Origin of the sequence: Dactylosporangium sp. CA-233914, from assembly GCF_050942935.1 — a bacterium.
Lineage (GTDB): Bacteria > Actinomycetota > Actinomycetes > Mycobacteriales > Micromonosporaceae > Dactylosporangium.
The window spans coordinates 11,043,150-11,060,923 of record NZ_CP192030.1 but is presented as its reverse complement, the minus strand read 5'-3'; the positions used below and the strand labels follow the sequence as shown (position 1 = coordinate 11,060,923).

Here is a 17,774-nt window from a genome sequence, read left to right as displayed (position 1 = left end):
GGCCGTTCAGGTAGGGTGGCGGGAGAAATATGAATTACATTCACAATGCTAGGGTTGGTAAAGACGGGGCGGGACCACCGAGGCCCATGCCGCAACACGGTTCGCCAGCTCGGCCCCGTGCTTGGCCCACCGGAAGTGGTCGATCGCGGCGCCGGGGTCGTAGCGCTCGCGCGTGACGGGCGCGGCCGAGAGCTTCTCCACCAGGTGTGTCACCGTCCCCGGCGGCGTGAACTGGTCCCCGGCCATGTCGACCGCGAGCACCGGCGTGGTCACCCGGGCCAGGCCGGCCTCCAGGTCGACGCCGTTGCGTGCCGGGTAGCGCCCCGTGCGGGCCGTGTGCGCCCAGTCCCGGATCACGCCCCGGGCCTGCCGCCCGCCGAAGCCCCACCCCGGCCACACCCGGGCGACGGCCGAGACGGCGGCGAGCGTCTGGGTCTGCAGCAGCACGGGCAGCCGGCGGCCGCGGGGATAGGTTCGCCAGTAGGGCAGCCCGACCGCGAGCAGCGCGAGCCCGGAGACGTCCGCGGCCGGGTCCGAGGCGAGGTGCAGGGCGCACGCCTGGCCGCCCAGCGAGTGGCCGACCAGGATCGTGCGGCGCCCCGCGCGGCGCGGCCCGAGGTGCTCCAGGACCGCGCCGACGTCGGCGGCCAGCTCGCCCAGCCCGTAGCGCGAGGCCCGCGACGGGGCCGGCGTGCTCGCCCCGGTGCCGCGCAGGTCCGCGACGACCACGGCCACCCCGGCGGCGGTCAGCTGGGCGGCGAAGGCGCGGTAGTAGCGCGCCGGCACGCCCATCGCGGGCCAGAGCACCGCCAGCGCGGAGGCGTCGGCGGGCGCCGGGTGCGCGTGCAGGGCAACGACGTCACCCCCGCGTTCCAGCGTCTCCAGCACCGGCGCCGCGTCCGCTCCCGCGGTGGGCGCCGGCTTCGTGTCCTCAGGCGTCGGCTCCATGCCGGTAGGGTAGAGGTAGGAGGTTACCCGCGGGTAATGCGGGGTCGCCGCGGCTACTGTGCTGGGCGTGAAACCTGTCGATCTGCCGCAAATGCGCACCCCGGGCCCGCCGGCCCTCAGCCCGGACGGGGCCGTCGCCGTCGTCGCGGTCGCGCGCCCCGACCTCGCCACGGACTCGTACACCTCGCAGCTGTGGCTGGTGCCCGCCGACGGCTCGCGCCCGGCCGAGCAGCTCACCCGCGGCTGGCACGACAGCGCCCCGCAGTTCTCGCCCGACGGGCGCCTGCTCGCGTTCGTGCGCCGGACCGACAAGGCCGCCCGGCCGCAGCTGTGGGTGCTGCCCATGGGCGGGGGCGAGGCGCGGCAGCTGACCGACGAACCGCTCGGCGTCGGTGCGCCCGACTGGGCCCCGGACTCCACCCGCCTCGCCTTCTCCGCGCGGGTGCCGCAGGAGCCCCGCTACGGCACCGGCCGCACCGGCGACGGCGAAACCGTCGCGGCCGACGGCGAGCCCGGCCGCCGCATCACCGAGCTGTTCAACCGCATCGACGGGCTGGGCTTCCTGCGCGACCGGCCCGCGCACCTGTTCATCGCCACCGTCGACGGTGACGTCACCCGGATCACCCAGGGCGGCCACGACCACGGCGACCCGCGGTGGAGCCCGGACGGCGAGTGGCTCACGTTCGTCTCGGCCCGCCACGAGGGCTGGGCCGGCGACTGGGCCGCCGACGTGTGCGTGGTCCGCCCCGACGGCACCGGCCTGCGAGTGCTCACCGACACCACGCTCGTGGCGAACCTGCCCCGGTTCACCCCCGACGGCGCCGCGGTCGTCTTCGCCGCCACCCCGGCGGGCCAGGGGCGCGTGGATCCGGTGCTGCGCAACGAGTCGCTGTGGTCGGTGCCGTTCACCGGCGGCCCCGCGCGGCCGCTGCTCGACCCGGCCGAGCACCACCTCGCGACGCCGGGCGGCGACCTCGACGTGACCCCGGACGGGGTGCTGTTCGCGAACGAGCGGCGGGGCGCGGTACAGCTGCTGCTCGTGCCCTTCGACGGCGGCGCGGCGACCGCGGTGGTCGACGGGGAGCGGCAGGTCGCCGGGTTCTCCTGGGCCGCCGGCGTGCTGGCCGCGACGATCGCCGGGCCGGCCGACTGGGGCGAGGTCTACGTGGGCGGCCGGCGGCTCACCGGCTTCAGCGACGGCTTCGCGGCCCTGGAGCAGACCGAGATCGAGGCGACGGCGCCGGACGGCTACCCGGTCCACGGCTGGATCGTCCGCCCCGCCGGCCCCGGCCCGCACCCGGTCCTGCTCATGATCCACGGGGGGCCCTACACGCAGTACGGCTGGCGGCTCTTCGACGAGGCCCAGGTCTACGCCGGCGGCGGCTACGCGGTCGTCTTCGGCAATCCCCGCGGCTCCTCCGGCTACGGCGAGGCCCACGGGCGGCCCATCCGCGGCAACGTCGGCGAGGTGACCGCGACCGACCTGCTGGCCCTGCTCGACGCGGCGCTGAAGGAGCCCGGCCTCGACGGGGACCGGGTCGGCGTGCTCGGCGGCTCGCACGGCGGCTTCATGACCACGTGGCTGGCCGCGCACCACGGCGAGCGGTTCCGCGCCGCCGTGTCGGAGCGGGCCGTCAACAGCATCGACAGCTTCGCCGGCACGTCGGACATCGGCTGGTTCTTCGCCGATTCACTCTACGTCAGCGACTTCACCAGGCAGAGCCCGCTCACGTACGCCGAGCAGATCTCCGTCCCGATGCTGATCATCCACTCGGAGCAGGACTGGCGCTGCCCCGTCGAGCAGGCGTACCGGCTGTTCGTGGCCCTCAAGCGCCGCGGCGCCCCGGTCGAGCTGCTGCTCTTCCCGGGTGAGGGCCACGAACTGTCCCGGACGGGACGGCCGTCACACCGAATCCAGCGCTTCGAGGCGATCCTGGACTGGTTCGGCCGGCACGTCTGAGAAAGCCGGCATCGTCAGGGGATCAGCAGCTCAGCGACCTGCACCGCGTTGAGGGCCGCGCCCTTGCGCAGGTTGTCGTTGGCGACGAACAGCGCCAGCCCGTTGTCAACGGTCTCGTCGAGGCGGATCCGGCCCACGTAGGACGGGTCCGCACCGGCGGCCTGCAGCGGCGTCGGGATGTCCGACAGGGCCACGCCGGGCGCGGCGGCGAGCAGCTCGGTGGCGCGCTCGACGCTGACCGGGCGCTCGAAGCGGGCGTTGATCTGCAGGGAGTGGCCGGTGTACACCGGCACGCGCACGCAGGTGCCGGAGACCTTGAGGCCGGGGATCTCGAGGATCTTGCGGCTCTCGTTGCGCAGCTTCTGCTCCTCGTCGGTCTCGAACGAGCCGTCGTCTACGAGGGCGCCGGCCAGCGGGAGCACGTTGAACGCGATCGGGCGGGCGAACTTCTTCGGCTCCGGGAACTCCACGGCCGAGCCGTCGAAGGCGAGCCCGGCGGCGCCGTCGGCGACCTTGCGCACCTGCTCGTCGAGCTCGGCGACGCCGGCCAGGCCCGCGCCGGAGACGGCCTGGTAGGTGGCGGTGACCAGGGCGAGCAGCCCGGCCTCGTCGTGCAGCGGGCGCAGCACCGGCATGGCGGCCATGGTGGTGCAGTTGGGGTTTGCGATGATCCCCTTGGGGCGGTTCGCGGCGGCGTGCGGGTTGACCTCGGCGACGACCAGCGGCACCTCGGGGTCCATGCGCCAGGCCGAGGAGTTGTCGATGACGACGGCGCCGGCGGCGGCCACCTTCGGGGCGAGCTCCTTCGACGTGCCCTTGCCGGCCGAGAACAGCACGATGTCGAGCCCCGAGTAGTCCGCGGTCGCCGCGTCCTCCACCGTGACCTGCGTGTCCTGCCAGTCGATGGGCCGCCCGGCGGAGCGCGCGGACGCGAACAGTCGCAACTCGTCTACCGGGAACCGCCGCTCGGCCAGGATGTGGCGCATGACGCTGCCGACCTGCCCGGTGGCCCCTACGATGCCGATCCTCATGGCGGTCGAGGGTACCCGGTGCGGAGCCCGCATTCGATGCGATTTGCCGCACTCCCGACGCCGTAAGCAGGGCAAACGGGGCCTTCTTGCGGCGTCGGGAAGATCGCACCGCACCGATTGCTGCCGCGTCTTGCGAAAACCGTGGGAATTAGTCCGCGTCGCGGACCCTGCCGCACTCCCGCCCGGCGATCGTCGCACGGCCGGGCTTCAGTCCGCGTCGGGAAGCCCGATCGCGAACGCTTCTTCCAGGTCGTGGCGGCTGTAGGCGCGGAAGGAGATGTGCGTGTCGGTCTGCACGACGCCGGGCACCTTGGAGATGCGGTTCGCGATCACCTCGGCGATGTCGTCGAACTGGCGCACGCGCACCATGGCGATCAGGTCGACGTTACCGGCGACGGAGTACACCTCGCTGACGCCGTCGAGGTTGGCGATGTTCTCGGCCACCTCCGGGATCGAGTCGGTGGCGCAGTCGATGAGGACGATCGCGGTGATCACCTGCGGTGCTCCTTCCAGCATGTGGACACCGTCATGCTAATGGGCGCCGACGGTCAGCTCCCGGCCGACCCGGATCGCGTCGGTCAGCGTTTCACCCGCCCCGACCCGGCCGCCCGGCCACACCACGCCGCGCCGCACCGTGCCCTCGACGAGCGCCCCGGCGCCGATGACCGCGCCGTCGAGCGTTCCGGTCACCACGGCGTCATCCGCGACCAGATTCCCATGGTGTACGGCATGAAGGTTGGCCCGCAGATAGTCCGCCGGCGTCCCCGTGTCGAGGTAGGTCCCCGGATACCCGACGACCTCCAGCCGCCCCTGGCGCTCCGCCGGGCGCCACGCCAGCCGAACCAGGTCGGACGGCTCCGGCTCCAGGGTCTTGACCAGGTCCCACGGCAGCAGCGAGAACCCGGCGAAGCGGAACTCCCCGAACTCGTACGGCGGCCCCGGCACCCCCAGCAGCCGCGCCGTGTACCCGTCCCAGGAGTCCACCAGCGCCGCGATGTCCTCGCCCGGCGCCTTCGACTCCGCGGCCAGGTACGCGTCGGCGTTGCCGACCAGCACGCCCCGCCCGCCGATCCAGTCCCGCAGCAGCCCGATCCCGCCCGCGGTGCCCAGCGGCTCGCCCGGCTCGACGGACAGGTGGGCCCGGTCGCCGACGTGCTCGGCCACCAGGTGCCCCAGGTAGCAGGCGTTCACCGCGGCCGGCAGCCCGAGCGCGGCGACCCGGGCCAGGGCGCGGTCCAGCAGCGCCACGTTGCCGACCGGGCACAGCGCCTTGGGCAGGTGCTCGGTCAGCGGCCGCAGCCGGCGGCCCTCGCCGGCGGCGAGCACGACCGCGCAGATCTCGGGGTTCACGGCTTCAGCACCTCGGGGTAGTCCTTGTACGGCCCGATCCCGTAGTGCGCCAGCAGCTGCGAGGTCGACACCGTCAGCGGCGGCAGGTTGTCCACGCGGTGCCAGGCGGCCTCGATCACCTCGCCGCCGTCGACGGCCAGCTCGTGCTCGCCGGGCTCGACCTCGGCCTCGAAGACCATGTCGACCCACTGGCCGCGGGTGTGCACGATCGCGTTGGGGGTGGCGGCGCGCATCCGCTCCGCCGGCAGCCGGACCCCGGTCTCCTCGGCGAGCTCGCGGGCGGCGCACTGCGGGGGCGTCTCGCCGCGGTCCATCAGCCCGGCCGGCAGCGACCAGCCGGCGCCGGGCGGCTGGCGCAGCAGCAGGAGCCGGGTCAGCTGCGGGTCGCGGACGAGGGCGACGGCGCCGATGGTGTACGTCGGCTGGAACGTGCGCACGATCCGCCGCTTCCAGCGCCCCGGGAGCCGGTAGAACGTGCGGTACACCATGCCGCGCACGCGACCCCGCAAGTCGGTCATCCGGTAAGGCTAAGTGAGTTAGTGCGGGGAGTGATCGACCAGGGCGATCAACTCGGCCACGACCTCGTCGGCCGTGCGCGCGTGGTCGGCGACGGCGACGAGCAGTGTCTCCAGGTCGGGGTAGCCCAGCCGGGTCGCCAGGCGCACCAGCGGCAGGTCGCTGGCCAGGCCGCGCCCCTGCTGGCGCAGCGACAGGCCGATCGCGAGCCGGCCCAGCCGCACCTTGTTCGCCACCGTGATCGCCGGCGCCTCGTGCGCCTCGAACCAGCGGCTGATGTGCAGGCGGGCGTGCGGGGTACGGACGAACTCCAGCCACTCCGGCGACGGCCCGCGCGCCGGCGCGTCCGCGTCGAAGTCGAACTCGTCGCGCTGCCCGGCGCGGGTGATGATCTCCACCGTGTCGCCGTCGGCGAGCGGCGACGAGACCGCGGTGAGGCGGCCGTTGACCCGCGCGCCGATACATCGGTTGCCGACGTCCGCGCCGAGGATGTACGCGAGGTCGACCGGGGTCGCGTCCGCCGGCAGCAGCACCGGCCGCCCGCCCCCGGCCGTGAGCACCAGGATCTGGTCCTCGGCGAGGTCGCAGCGCAGCGAGGCGATGAACTGCGCCGGGTCCGACGCCGCCGCCTCCCAGTCGAGCAGGCGCCGCAGCCAGTTGAGCTGCTCCGCCTTGGTCGCCGGCCCGAAGCGCGCCGCAGTGCTGGGATAGCGGAAGTTCGCCACGATGCCGTACTCCGCCGCCTGATGCATCTCCACGGTGCGGATCAGCACCTCGACCGAGCGCCCCTCGGGCCCCAGCACGGTCGTGTGCAGCGACCGATAGTTGTTGTTCTTCGGCGTGGCGATGAAATCCTTGAACCGCCCCGGCACCGGCCGCCACTTGCCGTGCACCGCGCCGAGCGCCGCGTAACAGTCCGTGTCGGGCCCGTCGACCACGACGACCACGCGCGGCAGGTCGTGCGGCTCGGCGTAGTTGCCGTCGACGGTGTCCTTCCAGATCGAGTACAGGTGCCGGGGCCGCGGCGAGACGGTCGCGTCGATCCCGAACTTCTTCAGGTCGCTGCCGACCGCCGAGATGACCTTCTCCAGGTATCCGTCCCAGCCGACCCGCTGCTCCACGTAGTCCGCGACCACCGCGTATCCGCTCGGCGACACCGCCCGCAGCACCCAGTCCTCGAGCTCCCGCTTGAGCGCCTGGATGCCGAGCCGCTCGCACAGCGGGATCAGCACCTCGCGCGTCGCCGTGGCGATCCGCACCCGGCTCTTGACCGACCGCGCGTCGATCGTGCGCATGTTGTGCAGCCGGTCCGCGAGCTTGATGACCAGCACCCGAACGTCCCGCCCGCCGGCGACGATCATCTTGCGGATCGTCTCGGCCTCGGCGTCGGCGCCGTAGAACATCTTGTCGAACTTGGTCACGCCGTCGACGAGCAGCGCGACCTCCCCGCCGAAGTCGCGCTCCAGCGCCCCCAGCGTGTAGTCGGTATCCTCGACGGTGTCGTGCAGCAGCGCCGCGACCAGCGTCGTCGTGTCCATCCCGAGGTCCGCGAGGATCTCGGTGACCTCCAGCGGGTGCGAGATGAACGGCTCGCCGCTCTTGCGCATCTGCCCCCGGTGCATCTGCTCCGCGGTGGCGTAGGCCCGCCGCAGCAGCGCGGAATCCGCGGCGGTGTGAATCTGCCGGTGTACCCGCAGAATGCCCGCCATCGGATCGTCGCTACCCTGCCACGGCAGCATCGCCCGCAGCCGGGACCCGATGATCGCGGTGTACGTCGACGTCGGATCCCCCGGCACCAGCCCGCCCACCAGCGCCGAGTAACTCGGCGGCGGCGGCACCTCAGGCGAGTCCTCACTCGGCGGCGCCGTCAGCCGCTTGCGAGGCGCCGCGAACCGCTCGTCGATCTGCGCGTCCCGAGCCCGCCCGCCGTGCCCCTGCTGATGGGTGTTGCGCGGCTTCCCGTCGTCCTGGGGTTTGCGCCCGTCCCAGTTCTTCCCCGCGGTCGCCGCCCCGGCCAGGGGCTTCGCCGCGTTCGTGGCCTCGTCCGACCTCGCCGCCGGAGGCTTCGCCGCGTTCGTAGCCTCGTCCGGCCCCGCCGCCGGGGGCTTGGCCGCGTTCGTGGCCTCGTTCGGCCCCGCCGCCGGGAGCTTCGCCGCGTGCGCGGCCGGGTCCGGCCCCGCCGCCGCCTCGTCCGTCTTCGCGCTGGCCGCCTCGCCGTCGCGCCGCGGCCGGTTCTCGATCGCCCGGTCGTTGGCCGGCCAGTCGGTGCCGCTCCGGTCCCCGCGCGCCTCGTGCTCGTTCGTGCCCCGCTCGCCCCGGGTCATGTGCTCGTTGGCCGCCCGGTCCGCCGAGCCCGGCCCCCGCTCGCCCGCGCCGGTGGCCCGATCGTTCGGCATCCGCTCGGCCGTGCTCCGCTCGCCGTGCACGGGCCGGTCGTTCAGCGCCCGGTCATGCTGATGCCCGCGGTCGGCCGCCCCGTGATCGGGCTGCCCAGCCCGATCCGATGACACCCGTTCCGCGGGCACCCGCTCTCTGCTCGTGTGATCCCGGCCTGTGTGCTCCCGGTTCGTGTGGTCCCGGCCCGGCCCGTGTTCCATGGGGCCCGGCGGCGCGGGCCGCCGTCGCGAGGGCACCTCGGGGACTTTGATCGCCGCGGTGGGCAACCCCTTGGGCCCGAGAAACATCTCTCCGACCTGGAGCCGCTCACCACCGCCCGACGCCAAGGAACCCCCAGCCGCCCCAGCGGACTCGAACCCGGCCACTCCTGCCCCGCCGGTCCCGCCCGCGCTGAGGCCGCCACCGCCAGGGGGCCCCGCGGCGAAGCCACTACCGTCCCCCAAGCCTCGACCACCACCGCCCGACCCGCCACCATTGGTCTCAGCACCACTACCGGCAGACCCGCCGCGACCGGCGGCCATCCCGCCACCGTCAGCCGGCCCGCCGCGACCGCTCAGCCCGCCGCCACCGTCAGCTGGTCCGCCGCTATCGTTCAGCCCGCCGCCGGTTACCGCGCCACCGTCAGCTGATTCGCCGCCCAACGCGCCGCCGCCGGCTACCGCACCGCCAGCTAATCCGCCGCCGCTCAATCCGTCGCCACTGGTCACCGATCCGCTACTGCTCAGCCCGCCGCCACCGGCCACCGCGCCACCGCCAGCTGATTCGCCGCCCAACCCGCCACCGTCGGTCACCACGCCGCCACCGACCGGAGTCTCGTCACCGGCGGCAAGTCCGTCACCGCGCGCGGAACGATCGCCGTCGCCCGGGCCCCGGTCACCGACGCGGGCTGAACCGCCACCATCCGCCAAGCTCGTGCCGTCGCCGTCCGCCTCGCCCCGACCATTGCCACCACCGCCGGCTACCCCGCGGCCGTTTCCGCCGCCCGATCCGGTGGCCGGAAGTCCAGCCGTTTTGCCGCCGTGCTCGCTCCCGCCGCCCGCCGCCATCGTCGGGAACCGGCCCATCAGTGCGTCCGTGGCGGAGTCGCCGGCCGTCCGGAAGGGGCTCGGCCGTGTGGTCGCCGTGGGGAAGCCCGCGGAGCCGAGGTTCTCCACCCGGATCGTCCGGGGGCCGCCCGCCACGCCGGGGTCGAGAGCCGCCACTGTCTCGTCGACCAGCCGATGGGCGTCTTGGCTGGTCACGGGCACTACGACCGCACCGGACACGATGGGGCGAAAATTCGGCAACTCCGTGGGGTTGCCGTCCGACGCCGCTGGGTCCAACATGTACTCGCTGTGCGTCGCGTTCGGGCCCGCACCAGGACCGGGATCGGGTCCTGAGCCTGGGCTCGCGTCGCGGGGTGCACCCGAAATGTTTGAAGCACCCGGATCGTGGGTCTCCATAGCCGCGGCAGATGCGCTCGGTGCCGGGGAGGAGCCCGCGCCGAAGGGCGCGCCGGACTGCGGACCGGGCTTCATGCGGCACCTCCTCACCGACGGGCCGGGCGGGCCGGGGTTTGGGTAGGTTCCAGCCTAGTTTCCCTCCGGGCATCCGATCGGTCATTTGAGTATGTGCGTTCGTCCGATGGCCCTACGCGTCCAAGTCCGTCTGGACCGTGGCCGCGGCCTCGGCTCGAACCAGGAAGGGGCGCCACCGTGCGGCCCCGTCCACCGGTGATGACCAGCCTATATCGGTCTTGACCAGCCGGGTCTCGGGTCGCTCGAGCCACGCGAGAATGCGCTCGGTCTCCTCCGGCGAGGCGCGCGGCGTCGGCCCCGGCCCGGGCCGGACGGTTTCCGCTGTGGCCAACACCACATCCAGCGTCGGCTGTGGATGCACCCTCGGGGGTGAAACTCCCGCCGCCGCGAGTCGCCCGTGTCGCACCACCGCGATTTCCCAGCCCCCGGCGGCCGCCGGGCGGGCCGCCACCACCTCGGGCAACGCGGTCAGGCCGGCCAGCCGCTGCTGCCGGACGGCGGTGCGCAGGAACGCGATGAGCCGCCCCCGCACCGTCGCGGCGTCCTCGAACCGCTCCACGGCCGCGAGGGCCTCGATGCGCGCCATGAGCCCCCGCACGATCGGGCCGGGGTCCCCGGTCGTCGCGGTGCGGAACGGCGCCGCGGCCGCCGTCTCGTAGTCCTCCGCCGAGATCCGGTGCTCGCACGGCGCCGGGCAGCGGCCGAGCTCGGCGAGCGCGCACGCCGGCGTGGTGGTCCGCAGCGACAGCTTGTGGGTGCACTGGCGGATCGGCAGCGCGTCATACAGCCCGGCCGCGGCGAGGTCGGCGTAGCGCCGCGAGCCGAACGGCCCGAGGTAGGCCGCCCCGTCGGCCTGCACCTCGCGCACGATCGACAGCCGCGGATAGGCCTCCGCGGTGAGCTTGAGCCACACCACGCGCTCGGGGAACTTCGAGCGGCGGTTGTACGGCGGTTTGTGCGCCGCGATCAGCCGCAGCTCGCGCACCTCGGCCTCCAGCGAGTGCGCGCACGGGATCGCCTCGACGCGCTCGGCCGCGTTGAGCATCTCGTCGATCCGCGCCCGCTTCTCCGCCGCCGTGAAGTAGCTGCGCACGCGGGTCGCGATGGAGGAGCTCGTCCCGATGTACAGCGGGCGGTCCTTGTGTCCCCGGAAGACGTAGACGCCAGGGGCGTCGGGCAGACCCTCGGCCAGGTGGCGCTTGCGCCGCTGGGCCGGGCTGACCGCCTTGACGAACTCGATCACGTCGCCGACGGTGTGCACCTTGAGGCTGCCGAGCCGGGCGAAGAGGCCGTGCAGCACGTCGACGGTGGCCCGGGCGTCCTCCAGCGCCCGGTGCACCGGCTGGGTCGCGGACCGGAAGTGCCGGGCCAGGGTCGACAGCTTGTGGTTGGGCACCTCGTCGGCGATCATCGCGCGCCGGGCGATCGCGGCGGTGTCGAGCACGATCGGCTTGGGCCAGGCATAGCCGTGCCGGGCGCAGGCCGCCTTGAGAAACCCGGTGTCGTAGGGCGCGTTGTGCGCCACCCACACCGCTCCCTGCGCGAACTCCAGGAAGCTCGGCAGCACCGTCTCCAGCTTCGGCGCTTCCAGCAGCATCATCTCGGTGATGCCGGTGAGCACCGTGATGAACGCCGGCACCCGCTCCTCGGGGTTGACCAGCGTGCCGAACTCGCCCAGGATCTCGCCGCCGCGGACCTTCACCGCTCCGATCTCGGTGATGCCGCCGCCGTCCGGTGAGCCGCCGGTCGTCTCCAGGTCGAGCACGACGAACGTGGTCGAGAACAGGCTGGCGGCTCTCGGATCGTCGAACAGGGCGTCGAGCGTTTCCTGGTGGTAGTCAGGCACGGGGGCACACTACGACCAGGGTGTGACAAAAAAGCTCAGTGAGCAGGAAAGCGCAGCTCAAGCCGTACGTCGGGAGAGCCGACGATCGCCGAGGTGTCCACGACGGTCACGCCGTGGGCGCGCAGGACTTCGGCGACGGCGCGCGGCACCGGCTCGTCGGCCGGACGCGACCCCGCCAGGTCGGCCTGCCACTCGGGCCGGATGCTGCCGCCCGCGTGGCCGACCTCGATCGTGGGCACGGGCGAGCCCACCACGCGCACCGCGATCCGCCCGCCGGCCGGGGCCAGCTTGAGCGCCCCGAAGATCACGTAGTCCAGGGCCCGGGAGAGCCTGGCCGGGTCGGCGTGGACCGGGGCCGCATCGGTCAGGCCCAGCGTGATGGCGATATTGCGGGCGTCGGCGATGTCGCGCAGCTCGCGGATGCGGGCCTCGGTGAGGTACGCCAGATCGACCGAGCGTGGCTCGGGCCGGGCCCGCAGCCCCTCGTCGAGCACCAGCCGCCGCAGCTCCAGCAGCTCCGTGACCTGCTTGGCCAGGGCCCGCAGCGCCTTCATCTGGTCGAGGTCGAGCCGGTGCGGGCTGTGGTCGACGACGCACAGCGTGCCCAGCGCCGCGCCGCCGGCCGTGAGCAGGGGAGCGCCCGCGTAGAAGCGGATGCCGTCGGCGCTGGCGACGAACGGGTTGTCCGCGAACCGGACGTCGGCGGTCGCGTCGGGGACCACCATGAGGTCGCGGCCCATGATCGCGTGGGCGCAGAACGCCACCTCGCGCGGCGTCTCGTCGACGTCGATGTCGCCGATCTTGGCCTTGAACCACTGCCGTTCGGTGTCGACGAGCGTTACGAGCGAGATCGGGGCGCCGCACACCTCGCTGGCGATCCGGACTATGTCGTCGAAATCGGTCTCCGGCGGCGTGTCCAGGACAGCCAACGCGTGCAGGGCGGAGACCCGGTCCGCCTCGTTGCTGGGTACCGGTACCGCCATATCCGCCTCCCGTGCCGTACACCTATTCGGGTGAAATAAGGATATGTCAGCTTTTAGTCATCCGGGGTCCGGCTGCCGTCCTGGACTCCATCCCGGGCGAATGTGGTCGACAATGCGACACTGGAGTGATGTCTGCGCACGACGCTCCCGACGACCTCGACACCGAGGCCGCGGTGAACGCTGCGCCAACACCCGATGACGGCCTCGAGCCGGTGCTGCCCGAGGCCGTCCGCCAGCGCGTGGTCTCCCTCGCCGCGGGCGCCATGACCGGGCTGCCGCTGGAGGAACTGCCCATGCCGCTGCGGCGGGTGGCGAAGTTCGCGCCCAACCGCCGTGCCCGCCTCGGCGGTCCCGTGATCGCCATGCAGCTGTCCGGCGACCCGCTGCTGCGCCAGCGCCTCGCCACCCGCGTCGTCAACGAGGCGGGGGACCTGGGCGCCGCCGTGCTCGAGGGGGTCGCACCGGCCGCCGCCGACCCGGTCGAGGTGGCCGCGCTGGCGTACCTCGCGAGGCCCGACGGCTGGCGCCAGCTCGTCGCCGATGCCACCGAGACCGTGCGCGCCGAGGCCGAGGGCGCCATCGCCTCCGAGCGGGTCCGCGACGTCGAGCAGCGCCTGGCGCGCGCCGAGCACGACCGCGCCGTGGCCCGGGTCGAGGCCGACAAGCTGCGCGACGAGCTGGCCCGGCTCCGCGATGAGGCGGCCGGGCTGCGCGAGGAGGTCCGGTCGCTGGGCAAGGCGCTGCGCGAGTCGCAGGCCAAGGAGCGCAAGGCCACCGACATGCTCGCCGCCGAGAAGGGCCGCGCCGTGCGCGCCACCGCCGACCACGACGCCGAGCTGCGCCGCCTGCGCGCCAGGCTCGCCGAGGCCGAGACCGCCGCGGGCGCGCAGCGGCAGAGCGCCAAGGACGCCCGCGCCGTCGACGACGCGCGGCTGTGGCTGCTGCTGGAGACCATCGGCCAGGCCGCGGTCGGCCTGCGCCGCGAGCTGGCCCTCGACCCGACCGACAAGCTGCCCGCCGACTTCGTCGCCGACGCCTCGGCCGACCGGCCCGACAACGCCCCCGGCGCCGCCTCCGCCCGCGCGCTGGACGCCGACGACCCGGCCCGCCTGGACCAGCTGCTCAGCCTGCCCAAGGCGCACATGATCGTCGACGGGTACAACGTCACCAAGAAGGGCTACGCGGAGATCTCCCTCGAGCAGCAGCGCAACCGCCTCGTCGCCGGCGTCGGCGGCCTCGTGGCGCAGACCCGCGCCGAGGTCACCGTCGTCTTCGACGGCGCCGAGCGGGTCCACGGCCTGCCACCGGCGCCCCGCGGGGTCCGGGTGCTGTTCTCCCACAAGGGCGAGACCGCCGACGAGCTGATCCGCCGTCTGGTGCGGGCCGAACCGGCCGGGCGCCCGATCGTCGTGATCTCCTCCGACAAGGAGGTCATCGACGGAGTGCGGCGCCACGGCGCCTACCCGCTGTCCTCAGACACCCTGCTGCGTCGCCTGTCACGCTCCTGACCTGGGCAGATCCATTTTTTGTCGTACCCCACCGCTACCGTTCGTGGCATCGGGTTCACCGATACGCCACAGCTGGGCCGGTCCCGGCCCCAGCGCAACGGCATTGGAGGAGCGATGCTCGTCGACTGCGAAAGCTGCTCGGTGCGGGGCAACGCCTGCAGGAGTTGCGTGGTGACCCTGCTGCTCGACACTCCGCCCGCGATCCATCAGCTCGGCGCCGAGGAGGTCCGCGCCATCGAGGTGTTCGAGCTGGCCGGGTTCGAGGTCACCGTCCTGGCGCCCACCCACCTCGAGTCCACTCCCGTGACCCCCGTCCCCTCACCCCGGCGCCGCCGCGGCCGCGCCGCATAGGCTGACGCGATGACGCCCCGCCTCTGGGCCACGCTCACGCTCGTCGCGCTGGTCATCGCGGCCGCCGCCGTCGCGCTGCTACGGGTGCCGTGGACAGCGCCGCCGGCCCCGCGCGCCGACCAGCTCGCCGCGCTCGACACGCTCCCGCGCGACGCCGTGGCCCAGGGCCGCGCCTTCCACGCGGCCCTGCGGCCGGGCATCTACCTGTCCCTGGCGCTGGGCCTGGTGGTGGCCCTCCTGCTCGGCCTGACCCCGGCCGGCTCCTGGCTGGTTCAGCTGGCCGGCCGCCCGTTCGGCGGCCACTGGCTGGCCCAGGCACTGCTCGGCGGCCTGCTGGTGACCCTGGTCGGCGAGGTGGTCGCCCTGCCGCTGGCAGCGTGGCGGCAGTCGATCCTGCGCCACTACGGCCTGTCCACCCAGGACTGGGGCGGCTGGACGGTGGACCTGCTGAAGAGTTACGCGGTCGGCGCCGTCATCGGCGCGATCGTCCTGCTCGGCTTCTTCACCGTCACCCACTTCGCCCCGCGCTGGTGGTGGGCCTGGGCCGCGATCGGCGCCGCGGCGTTCACGGTCCTGCTCATGTTCGTCTTCCCGGTCCTGGTCGAGCCGATCTTCAACAAGTTCACCCCCATGCCCGACGGCGAGCAGCGCACCCGCCTGATGGCCATGGCGGCGCGCGACGGCGTCCCGGTCCGCGACGTGCTGATCGCCGACGCGTCCCGCCGCACCAGAGCGGTCAACGCCTACGTCTCGGGCCTGGGCCCGACCCGCCGCATCGTCGTCTACGACACGCTGCTGGAGAAGGCGCCGCCGGCCGAGGTCGAGTCGGTCGTGGCCCACGAACTGGGCCACGCGAAGGACGGCGACGTGCTGACGGGCACGTTGCTGGCCGCGTTGGGCGCCGCGGCCGCGGTCTGCGCGCTGTATCTGGTCGGCTCCTGGTCGACCCTGCTGCGCTGGGCCCGGGTCGACTCGATAGCCGAACCCAGAGCCATCGCCCTGGTCCTGGCCCTGGCGACGGTGGCCGGCCTGTTCGCCGGGCCGGCCCAGTCCCTGATCTCCAGGCGCGTCGAGGCCCGGGCCGACAAGCACGCCCTGGAGCTGACCCGCGACCCGCGGGAGTTCGAGGCCATGCAGGGCCGCCTGTCGCTGGTCAACCTCGGCGACCCCGACCCCAACCCGGTGGAGCAGTTCCTCTTCGGCACCCACCCCGCAGCGGTGGAACGCATGGCCGCCGCCCGAGCCTGGTCCCGCACCCACCCCTGACCCTGACCGCTGGCCCCTCGTCCCTGCCCCTGGCCTGACCCACCTCGGCGCCTGCGAGTACGAACCCGCCACGGGGCCGGTTCATCAGCCGCGACCCGGGGCGACTTCGACGCCGGGATCCCGGGGATGGCGCCCGGCTCGGGTCCAACCGTTCTTGTCCGCCAGCGGCGACAACAGTGCGAGCAGGTAGTTGCGGGCCTGCCGACAGGGTTCCACCCGACCGAACCGGGGTGCCAGGACGGCCATGAGATCATCGAACGCCGACATCCAACCAGGCGAGGTCTACGCCGCTCAAGTCAAGCACCTAAACCGTTATTGACCAGGAAAGACGTCAAAGGCGGAAGTGTGGCTGGAGTACTCGTGAGGAAAGGTTCCATGGGCCTGTCGTACTTCCGTCGCCGGGGGCTGTCACTCGTCTTCGCGGCGTCCCTGATCGTCGCTTCCTCGTGCGGCGTCTTCCCTCTGAAGAGCGTAACGATCGGCGGTATAGCATGGTTGTCTGACGGGCGGATTTACTATGTAGCGCGGTTGGACGGCGAGCCAAACGAAATACGTAGCGTTCAGCCGGATGTACAACCAACACGCCAGGACAGAACGGTGCAGGGGATTACCTCCACATGTACGCCCGAGGACTACGGCTTGCGTGCGTTGTCCAACGGCGCAATGGCGGTTTCCGTGCAATGCCTGGGCGGAGCAACTCAGCTGATTGAGTACAACGGGCAGAGTCGCCCATGGGGAGGCGAACTGGAGGGATGGCAAACTGCCGTATGGAATCCGGTTACCGGGCAGGGGTACACCAGTTATTACAACCGGTGCAGCACACTTGGCAGGCTGGGTCAAGATGAGGCTATACCACTTTCGATGGCAACCGCCACCGGTCCTATTCGTGTTGATCGCCCCGTATCAAAGATGCAGTGTACGCCGGACATACCAGATGTTGCGTGGCCGCTGCCGCATGGGCAGGGTGTGGATGTATTTATCTCGTTGCCGTCCGTTGGCTTGGAGGGGGAGGCCCGACGCCTAGCCGACTGGACCTTGTATCGCGCCGAGGCGGACGGTGTCGGTCATGCTGTGCTCGACGGCTTTGTCGACATCCGTGGAGCGATGTTGTCCGGGGACGGGCAAACATTGGTGGTCGCGGCGAAACGTGACGGCGACTGGGCGTTGTGGCGGGTTGACGTGGCACGTCGCAGTATTCGTATGATCGCCGACGGTGATTACGGCGCGGTATCGCTTTCTCCTGACAACAAGCGCCTGGCGGCCGTTTTGTTAGGCGGCACAAAGGACGATCAAATTCGCGTCCTGCAACTTGAGAATTAAAGCGGTCGGATAGACGTTGCGGAGAATAATCGCCGCTTCGCGGGAACCAGTCCTTCACAGCGGACTTTTTGTCAGGGCGGCTTGCCGCCCTCCCCGCGTCACCTGGGGCGGCCTGCCCGCAACCCCACCTCCCTGCTGCGACAGGGCAGGCGGTGAAGGTCTCTCATCTCCACTCGAATCAACAGCGTCTCACGGCGTACTCGACGACGCCTGAAAATTCGGGCGCCGTTGACACCCGCGCCCGCCGACGTCATCCAGGCCCAATACCGGGGCGGCGCGTGGTGAGGTGGCGCAGGATTTCACGGGTGGCCCGGCGTAGTGCCCGGGTCAGCTGGGAGGGGGAAGACACCGCCTGGGTGGTGACCTGGCGGCGGACGAGTCGCAGGGTGCGGGTGAAGGACACCTGTTCGGGGTCGATATCGGCGTGGTGTGTCAAGCTGCGGATGGCGTAGTGCACGAGGAGGAAGCCGTAGATTTCCTGTTCGGCCTCGGCCGGGGTTTGTGATCGCAGGACCATGCCTGGTTGGCCTTGATGGGTTTTCAGCTCGTCGAGGGACGTTTCGATCTCCCACCGCCGGGTGTAGAGCGCGGCCAGGTCCAGCGCTGGGGCGGCGGCCGGGCCCAGGATGGTGGTGATCAGCCGGTAGACGGTGGCCTGCCCGGGCAGACCACCCGCACGGCGATCGGGTCGGTGTGGCGTCTGTCGCGTGCGGCGAAGATGTGCGACAGGTACGAGCCGTCGCTCGCGAACCGGGCGTCGATCGCCCACGTGCTGCCGGTG

Annotated in this window: 14 protein-coding genes; 5 read left to right on the top strand and 9 right to left on the bottom strand. The window is 72.3% G+C overall.

Annotated features, from left to right (window positions below; all coding sequences use genetic code 11):
• Positions 1 to 48 precede the first annotated feature (48 nt).
• The gene (locus tag ACQPY0_RS49170) at positions 49 to 948 is read right to left on the bottom strand and encodes an alpha/beta hydrolase family protein (RefSeq protein WP_432977496.1); all 900 of its coding nucleotides are present in this window, start codon (positions 946 to 948) and stop codon (positions 49 to 51) included.
• Positions 949 to 1,015: 67 nt separating this feature from the next.
• On the opposite strand from ACQPY0_RS49170, the gene ACQPY0_RS49165 reads away from it, so the two are divergent.
• On the top strand, positions 1,016 to 2,908 hold the full coding sequence (locus ACQPY0_RS49165; RefSeq protein WP_432977493.1) for a S9 family peptidase: 1,893 nt from the start codon (positions 1,016 to 1,018) through the stop codon (positions 2,906 to 2,908).
• A gap of 14 nt (positions 2,909 to 2,922) precedes the next feature.
• Here ACQPY0_RS49165 and ACQPY0_RS49160 read toward each other — a convergent pair whose 3' ends face one another.
• The 7 genes from ACQPY0_RS49160 to ACQPY0_RS49130 all read right to left on the bottom strand — a co-directional run bounded on the left by ACQPY0_RS49160 (position 2,923) and on the right by ACQPY0_RS49130 (position 12,548).
• Positions 2,923 to 3,939, bottom strand: a complete 1,017-nt coding sequence (locus tag ACQPY0_RS49160) for an aspartate-semialdehyde dehydrogenase (RefSeq protein ID WP_432977490.1) — start codon at positions 3,937 to 3,939, stop codon at positions 2,923 to 2,925.
• A 207-nt stretch (positions 3,940 to 4,146) separates the two neighbouring features.
• Positions 4,147 to 4,434, bottom strand: a complete 288-nt coding sequence (locus tag ACQPY0_RS49155; protein ID WP_432995720.1) for an Lrp/AsnC family transcriptional regulator — start codon at positions 4,432 to 4,434, stop codon at positions 4,147 to 4,149.
• A gap of 36 nt (positions 4,435 to 4,470) precedes the next feature.
• Entirely contained in the window at positions 4,471 to 5,289 is an 819-nt protein-coding gene (locus tag ACQPY0_RS49150; protein WP_432977487.1) for a nucleotidyltransferase family protein, read from the bottom strand.
• Entirely contained in the window at positions 5,286 to 5,807 is a 522-nt protein-coding gene (locus ACQPY0_RS49145) for an NUDIX hydrolase (protein WP_432977484.1), read from the bottom strand. Before ACQPY0_RS49145 ends, ACQPY0_RS49150 begins: the two co-directional genes overlap by 4 nt.
• Positions 5,808 to 5,825: 18 nt before the next feature.
• Complete coding sequence (locus tag ACQPY0_RS49140) at positions 5,826 to 7,643, bottom strand: RelA/SpoT family protein (RefSeq protein ID WP_432995718.1); 1,818 nt, start codon at positions 7,641 to 7,643, stop codon at positions 5,826 to 5,828.
• Positions 7,644 to 9,831: 2,188 nt separating this feature from the next.
• A complete protein-coding gene (locus ACQPY0_RS49135; protein WP_432977481.1) occupies positions 9,832 to 11,565 on the bottom strand; it encodes a DEDD exonuclease domain-containing protein in 1,734 nt (577 codons plus the stop codon).
• A 35-nt stretch (positions 11,566 to 11,600) separates the two neighbouring features.
• Complete coding sequence (locus ACQPY0_RS49130; RefSeq protein WP_432977479.1) at positions 11,601 to 12,548, bottom strand: GAF domain-containing protein; 948 nt, start codon at positions 12,546 to 12,548, stop codon at positions 11,601 to 11,603.
• Positions 12,549 to 12,676: 128 nt separating this feature from the next.
• Between ACQPY0_RS49130 and ACQPY0_RS49125 the strand changes: the two genes are divergently transcribed.
• From ACQPY0_RS49125 to ACQPY0_RS49110, 4 genes are all read left to right on the top strand, one after another.
• On the top strand, positions 12,677 to 14,056 hold the full coding sequence (locus ACQPY0_RS49125; protein ID WP_432977476.1) for an NYN domain-containing protein: 1,380 nt from the start codon (positions 12,677 to 12,679) through the stop codon (positions 14,054 to 14,056).
• Positions 14,057 to 14,227: 171 nt separating this feature from the next.
• Positions 14,228 to 14,407, top strand: a complete 180-nt coding sequence (locus ACQPY0_RS49120; protein WP_432977473.1) for a hypothetical protein — start codon at positions 14,228 to 14,230, stop codon at positions 14,405 to 14,407.
• A 9-nt stretch (positions 14,408 to 14,416) separates the two neighbouring features.
• Positions 14,417 to 15,673 (top strand): M48 family metallopeptidase, encoded by a 1,257-nt coding sequence (locus ACQPY0_RS49115; protein WP_432977470.1) that lies wholly within the window; start codon positions 14,417 to 14,419, stop codon positions 15,671 to 15,673.
• A gap of 375 nt (positions 15,674 to 16,048) precedes the next feature.
• On the top strand, positions 16,049 to 16,993 hold the full coding sequence (locus ACQPY0_RS49110; RefSeq protein ID WP_432977467.1) for a hypothetical protein: 945 nt from the start codon (positions 16,049 to 16,051) through the stop codon (positions 16,991 to 16,993).
• A gap of 250 nt (positions 16,994 to 17,243) precedes the next feature.
• On the opposite strand, the gene ACQPY0_RS49105 is transcribed toward ACQPY0_RS49110, so the two are convergent.
• Entirely contained in the window at positions 17,244 to 17,762 is a 519-nt protein-coding gene (locus tag ACQPY0_RS49105) for a hypothetical protein (protein ID WP_432977464.1), read from the bottom strand.
• Between the last annotated feature and the right edge of the window lie 12 nt (positions 17,763 to 17,774).